The sequence below is a fragment of the Corallococcus sp. AB049A genome (genome assembly GCF_003668885.1).
GTDB lineage: Bacteria > Myxococcota > Myxococcia > Myxococcales > Myxococcaceae > Corallococcus > Corallococcus interemptor.
The window spans coordinates 25,140-31,427 of the sequence record NZ_RAWL01000046.1; the positions used below are offsets into that span (position 1 = coordinate 25,140).

Here is a 6,288-nt window from a genome sequence, read left to right on the forward strand (position 1 = left end):
CCAGCAGCAGGCCCGACACCAGGGCCACAAGCCCCATCCTCATCGCGCCCATCTTCGTTTCCGTATTTTTCGGCTTTTACACCCTGGACAGGTCTTGAGCTTGTCAATACAGGAGGCGGATGGCGCTCAAAGCGCCCGGAAGCGCGGCGTAGACTGCCGCGCATGACGACCTCCGCCTCCGACGCCTCTCGGCTCCTGGACCTGCTGTGGGAGCGCTACGCCTCCGAAGTCCCCTTCGCGCGCACCTTCGTGACGCTGTCCGGAGGGCACTTCCGCAATGACCACGTCGCGTTCCGCACCCTGGCGCGGCCGGAGGGAGGCATTGCCCTCTTCTCCCGCGTGTTCGAGCGGTTCGGGTGGAAGCCGGCCGGCGCGTACACGTTCCCGGACGCACACCTGTCCGCCATCTACCTGTCGCATCCGGACGGGCTGCCGCGCGTCTTCCTGTCGGAGCTGAAGCAGGAGGAGCTGTCGCCGCGCGCCCGCGAATTGCTCGCCGCGCTGCCGGTGGATCCGCCGCCTCCGGAGGACGTGGAGGCGCTTGCCGCGTGGTTCACGGCGCCGCCGCCTCCGGACGAGGCCGCGCTGCTGGAGCTGGAGAAGGAGACGCAGTACGGCGCGTGGCTCCTGGCCTTCGGCCGCAAGGTGAACCACTTCACCGGCGCGGTGGACGACGTGGAGGCGTGGCAGCGGCGCATGCGCGAGGCCGGCGTGCCCATGAAGGCAGACATCGAGGGCGCGCCCGGCACGTCGCTGAGACAGACAGCCACGCACGCGGCCCCGCTGCCCCTGACGCTCCGGAGCGGTGGCACGCGTGCCTGGCCGTATGCGTACTTCGAGATCGCCGAACGCTCGGGAGGCTTCGACGGGTTCCTGGGGCCGCAGGCCCGCGCGCTGTTCGACATGACGAAGCGGGGCTGAGCCGGGTGTCCGCTCGCCGATGAAGGCTTCCATCGCCGGGGTGGGGCCTTCAGGCACGCGGCGGGGAGGACGTGTTGCAGGGGCCGGGACGCCTCTCCACCTTGCCGCACGACAAACCCAGACAGAGGAGGCACACCATGCCCATGTCCCGACTTCCGCTGACGCTCGCCGCGGCCGCGGCGCTCTGCTTCTCCGCCGGCTGTTCCAAGAAGGAGATGCACAAGCAGGAATCGAAGCAGCCGCTGCCCGCATCCGCCCAGTCCTCGGCGGACCAGCGCTGCCCCATGTCCGTGCCGGGCACGCAGGTCCAGACACAGGACACGTCCGACGGCGTGGCGCTCATGTTCACCACGTCCGACCCGACGCAGGTGACGGACCTCCAGGCACGCGCCCGGCGCATGCTGACCGAGCAGTCCAAGCGCACCGGCGCGGCGACTCCCTTGGACCTGGCCCAGGAGGAGGACCTGGGCGACAGCCCCACGGAGATCCAGGACGGCCTCGACGAGAGCGGCACCGGCGGAGGCGGCGACCAGGGCATAGCCGGGGCGCCCATGGTCCCCGCCAGGGTCGTGGCGACGGACACGCCCAACGGCATCACCCTCACCTACTCCGCCCAGGACACCATGCAGAAGCGCCAGCTCATCGACGAGGTCCACGAGACCGCCCGTCAGCTGAAGGGCGGCCACTGCCCCGGCATGTAGCCCCCGCGCCGGGACGGCGGGGACAACGCCGTCCCGGTGAAGGCCCTACCGGCGGAACACCACCGTGAGGTTGTTGCTCGGCATCTCCACCACGCGCTCGCGCTGGAGCCCGTGAAGCCCGGCCTCCCGGCTCACCGCACCCAGTTCGCGCACGCCCCAGGACGCATCCCGCGCGCGGAGGGATTCGTCGAAGGCGAGGTTGCTCGGCGCGGTCTCCTTCCCCTCCACGAAGTAGGGCCCGTACAGCACCAGCCGTCCGCCCGGACGCAGCACGCGCCCCGCGCCCCGCATCAGCCCCTGGCAGGCCGCCCACGGCGCGATGTGGATCATGTTCACGCAGAGCATCGCGTCCGCGTGCTCCACCGGCCACGCATCCGACGCCGCGTCCAGCAGGCGGGCAGGCAGGACGTTCACCAGCCCCTCCTCCGCGCGCCACGCGTCGATGCTCTCCAGCGCCGCCGCGTCGCCGTCCGTCGGCTGCCAGGTCAGCCCCGGGAAGGCTCTCGCGAAGAAGGCCGCGTGCTGGCCGGTGCCGCTCGCCACCTCCAGCAGCGTGCCTGACGCGGGCAGCACCTCCCGGAGCACGGCGAGGAGCGGTTCGCGGTTGCGTTCGGTAGCGGGCGCGTGACGCTTCATGCCCCACCCTCTTCCACACCCGCGCACGCGAGGGAAGGACGTTCGCGGAAGTTTCCAATCACAGCCAACACGCGAATCTTTCGCACGGGGCATCCGCAACACTTTCCCGGTCCGCTCGAAAACCTCCTGCCTTTGACTCGCCTCATCCCCCAGGCAGGAGTGACCTTGCGTTTGTTCAACCGGAATGTTTCACGCATGCTGTGCTCGGTGTCCCTGTTCGCGCTCGCGGGGTGCGGGCCGCTGGACGCGGACGCCCCTTCGCTCCCGGAGCAGGAGACCGTGACCGCCCGGCAGGCGGTGTCCACCATCGCGTACCGGAGCAGCGCCACGGCGGGCGGCAGCACGCGCACGTCGCTGAGCATCGCGAAGCCCACCGGCACCGCCGCGGGTGACGTGCTGCTCGCTCGCATCATCAACCGCAACAACGTGGCCGCCGTGGCGACGCCGCCCGCGGGCTGGACGCTGGTGCGCTCGGACCAGAGCGCTTCGCAGCTCAAGGCGTGGGTCTTCTACAAGGTCGCCACCGCGTCCGAGCCCTCCACGTACGATTTCAACATCGACATCGCCAGCTACATGGCCGGCAGCATCTCCGCGTTCTCCGGCGTGGACACGGCCAACCCCATCGACGCGCAGACGGGCCAGAAGAACGGCCTCACCGCCAGCTTCAACACGCCCGCGCTCACCACCAACACCGCCAACGGCGTCGCGGTGTGGTTCGGCACGCAGCTGTGGACCGGCGCCGCGTGCCCGGCGAGCCCCATCATCCCGCCCGCGGGCTTCACCGAGCCCGTGGACACCTGCCTCGTGTCCTCGTCCACCGGCGTCATCTACAACGTCGCCTACAAGGACCTGGGCGCCGCGGGGGCGCAGGGCTCGTTCAATGGTTCCTCCCCCTACGCGGAGACGAACACCGCCCAGGTCGTCGCGCTGCGCGCGGCCAACGCCACCACCTCCTGCTCCGTGGGGGACACCTTCTCCACCGCGTACACCACCCAGGGCACCGTGACGGCCACCGCGCTGGTGGAGCCGTCCGGCATCGCCGCCAGCCGCCTCACCCCGGGCGTGCTCTACGCGCACAACGAGGACACCACCGCCATCGTCGCCATCAGCACCGCGGACGCGAGCACGAAGGGCACCTTCACCGTGTCCAACGTGACGCCCGCGGACTGGGAGGACGTGGCCACCGGCCCGTGCCCCGCCGGCCAGTGCATCTACATGGGTGACATCGGCCGCTCGAGCGCCAACTTCCCCACGCCGCCGTCCACCTTCGCCGTCTACCGCATCCCGGAGCCCAACATCGGCGCGGGCCAGACGAGCGGCAACCTCACCGCCGAGGCCTTCCCCTTCCAGTACCCGGACACGCCCAAGGACGCGGAGACCATCATGGTCCACCCCACCACGGGCGACATCTACATCGTCACCAAGTCCTACTCAGGCGCGAGCAAGGTCTACAAGTTCCCCCAGCCGCTGCCCACGCCCGGCACCATGAGCACGCTCGTGTTCGTGGCGAACCTCCCGCTGCCCACGACCACGGACACCAACTACGGCGCGGCCACGTCCGGCGCCATCCACCCGTGCGCCAACCGCTTCATCCTGCGCACCTACCGCAAGGTGTATGAGTTCCGCGCCGCCGCCGGTGCCGCCTTCGAGACCGCGTTCGCCGCCACGCCCGTCTCCCTCACGGACACCGTGGAGGGCCAGGGCGAGGCCATCGAGTACGACGCGACCGGCACGGCCTATTACACGATGAGCGAGTCCCCCTCGCCCTTCAAGCTCAAGCGCGTCGTGCGCCAGTAGCCCGCCACACCGGCGGTCCGAGGCGGGAACGGAATTGATGTTTTTTCACGTTTTACATGCATAATCACATCCATGCGAAGCTTCCGTTCCCGTCTCGCGCTGCTCTCCGTACTCACGCCGCTCCTGGCCTGCGGGCCGGAGGAGGACACGCCGCGCGCTGCTGACACGCTGTCCGGGCAGACGCGCGCGCTGGCGGCCACGGGCCACAAGGCGTTCCGGGTGATGACGTACAACGTGCGCGGGCCGCTGGACACGGGCGTGCGCGCGTGGCCCAACCGCAAGGCGGCCGTGCTCCAGCGCATCCTCGCGAACAACGCGGACATCGTCGGCGTGCAGGAGGCCCAGTCCCCCTCGGGCGGGCCCAGCATCCCCGCGGACCTCATCGCGGGGCTGACGGGCACGGACAAGCCCTACGGCGTCTACAACCCCGGCGGCGGCAGCCCGAAGCTCATCTTCTTCAAGAAGAGCCGCTTCGAAATCGCTCCGGAGGTGGGCCAGGGCAACGAGGCGCTGGTGAACCCCTATGCCTCCAGCGCCACGTGCTTCAGCCACGCGGAGGGCAAGAAGATTGCCTGGGTGGGCCTGCGCGACCTGACGTCCGGGCAGGTGTACTTCGTGGCCAACACGCACTTCGCCTACGGGGCGGAGTGCTCGCTGGGGCGGCTCAAGGAAGCCGAGCAGATGGCGTCGTTCCTGGCCACGAAGCCCGGCGGTCTGCCGGTCATCGCCATGGGCGACTTCAACTCCGACGCGCAGGGGCAGTCCACGCCGGGGGAGACGACCATCGAGGACCTGGAGTCCGGAGCCCGGCTGTTCCGCACCGCGCGCTTCGACGGCGTGACGGGCGTGGACGACGCCACGTTCAACAACGCGTGGAACGGCTCCACGTCCACGAAGTACAACCGGCTGGACTACATCTTCCACAACGGGGGCGCGCTCACCTCGTCCGCGCCCGCCATCGACCGGACGGAGACCAACGGCCTCACGCCGTCGGACCACTACCCGGTCCTGGCCACCCTCCGCCCGGCCCTCTTCGCCGCGGGCTCCACCCTTTCGCCCACGCCCTCCGGCACGTCCACCAGCACGCAGCTGTTCTTCGCGGACGTCACCGGTGATGGCTGCGCGGACCGCATCAGCTGGAACTACGCGGTGGGCGAGGGCGAGACGTGGGTGGCGAAGTCGAAGTGCGACGGCGGCTTCGAGGCGGCGGTGAAGAACACGGGCGCGACCAGCGGCGTCGCCACCACGCGCTTCTTCTTCGCGGACGTCACCGGCGACGGCTGCGCGGACAAGGTCCTCTGGCGGCCCACCCTGGGGGACGGCGAGGTGCGCATCTACCCCGCGAAGTGCGACGGCACCTTCAACAGCCGCGTGGACGTCACCCAGGCGGCCAGCACCAGCGACGCCACGCGCTTCTTCTTCGCGGACGTCACCGGTGACGGCTGCGCGGACCTGGTGCGCTGGAACCCCACGCAGAGGTCCGGCGCCTTCGACACCTTCGTCTCGAAGTGCAACGGCACCGTGTCCTTCGGCGCCGCGGTGACGAGCACGACGGGCGCCAACACCAGCGCCGGCACCCGCGTGTACTTCGCGGACGTGGACGGCGACGGCAAGGCGGACCGCATCGTGTGGAACCCGGATCAGGAAGGCGGCCGCACGCGCGTGTACCGCTCCACCGGCGCGGGCGCGTTCGCGCTGTTCTTCCTGCACGAGGCGGGCACCAGCGGCGTGGACACGTCCCGCTTCTACTTCGCGGACGTGGACGGCGACGGCAAGGCGGACAAGGTCTTCTGGCGGCCCAACTTCCGCGAGGGCCGGATGCAGGTGTACCCGAGCACCGGCTCCAACTTCGCGGGCAGCCCGGTGATGGACAACACGGGCTTCAGCGGCTCGGAGAACACGGACTTCTTCTTCGCGGACATCGACGGCCGGGACGGCGCGGACAAGGTGTACTGGAACCCCGGCAACTACAACGGCGACACCAAGGTGTTCCGCGCGCTGGCGCCGTGACGCCAGCGCGCGAAGAGGGCGCGCTTTCAGTCCCGGAGGATGACGTAGCCGTAGGCGAGCGTGTTCCAGGTGCCCGGCCCGTCCGCGAGCGCGGTCTCCTGGAAGGCGTCCTGATAGCCCTTGCCCGCGCCCAGGAAGCGCGAGGACCAGTCCACGAAGTAGCGGCCCGTGGTCAGCTCCCGCAGCGCTGACACCTCCGTGGGGAGGGGGAAGGGGCTGAAGC

General features: G+C 70.0%; 6 protein-coding genes. 4 read left to right on the forward strand and 2 right to left on the reverse strand.

Annotated elements, in window-relative coordinates; genetic code table 11:
- Positions 1–162: 162 nt before the first annotated feature.
- Positions 163–921: a DUF1338 domain-containing protein gene (locus D7X55_RS07645; protein ID WP_120549678.1), complete on the forward strand. Its 759-nt coding sequence runs from the start codon at positions 163–165 to the stop codon at positions 919–921.
- 143 nt (positions 922–1,064) lie between these two features.
- Complete coding sequence (locus tag D7X55_RS07650; RefSeq protein ID WP_147470046.1) at positions 1,065–1,622, forward strand: hypothetical protein; 558 nt, start codon at positions 1,065–1,067, stop codon at positions 1,620–1,622.
- A 45-nt stretch (positions 1,623–1,667) separates the two neighbouring features.
- Here D7X55_RS07650 and D7X55_RS07655 read toward each other — a convergent pair whose 3' ends face one another.
- Positions 1,668–2,258: a DUF938 domain-containing protein gene (locus tag D7X55_RS07655; RefSeq protein WP_120549676.1), complete on the reverse strand. Its 591-nt coding sequence runs from the start codon at positions 2,256–2,258 to the stop codon at positions 1,668–1,670.
- Positions 2,259–2,453: 195 nt separating this feature from the next.
- On the opposite strand from D7X55_RS07655, the gene D7X55_RS07660 reads away from it, so the two are divergent.
- Complete coding sequence (locus tag D7X55_RS07660; RefSeq protein WP_233609684.1) at positions 2,454–4,055, forward strand: cell wall anchor protein; 1,602 nt, start codon at positions 2,454–2,456, stop codon at positions 4,053–4,055.
- A gap of 72 nt (positions 4,056–4,127) precedes the next feature.
- Complete coding sequence (locus D7X55_RS07665) at positions 4,128–6,065, forward strand: FG-GAP-like repeat-containing protein (RefSeq protein ID WP_120549674.1); 1,938 nt, start codon at positions 4,128–4,130, stop codon at positions 6,063–6,065.
- A 26-nt stretch (positions 6,066–6,091) separates the two neighbouring features.
- On the opposite strand, the gene D7X55_RS43275 is transcribed toward D7X55_RS07665, so the two are convergent.
- Positions 6,092–6,288: hypothetical protein (locus tag D7X55_RS43275; RefSeq protein ID WP_158626333.1), on the reverse strand; the 197-nt coding region annotated here is incomplete at its 5' end.

What these genes read in the sequence shown, in the direction of transcription:
- D7X55_RS07650 (WP_147470046.1), top strand. Translation starts at nt 1,065, where the DNA reads ATGTCCCGACTTCCGCTGACGCTCGCCGCGGCCGCGGCGCTCTGCTTC.
- D7X55_RS07655 (WP_120549676.1), bottom strand. Translation starts at nt 2,258, where the DNA reads ATGAAGCGTCACGCGCCCGCTACCGAACGCAACCGCGAACCGCTCCTC.
- D7X55_RS07645 (WP_120549678.1), top strand. Translation starts at nt 163, where the DNA reads ATGACGACCTCCGCCTCCGACGCCTCTCGGCTCCTGGACCTGCTGTGG.
- D7X55_RS07665 (WP_120549674.1), top strand. Translation starts at nt 4,128, where the DNA reads ATGCGAAGCTTCCGTTCCCGTCTCGCGCTGCTCTCCGTACTCACGCCG.
- D7X55_RS07660 (WP_233609684.1), top strand. Translation starts at nt 2,454, where the DNA reads ATGCTGTGCTCGGTGTCCCTGTTCGCGCTCGCGGGGTGCGGGCCGCTG.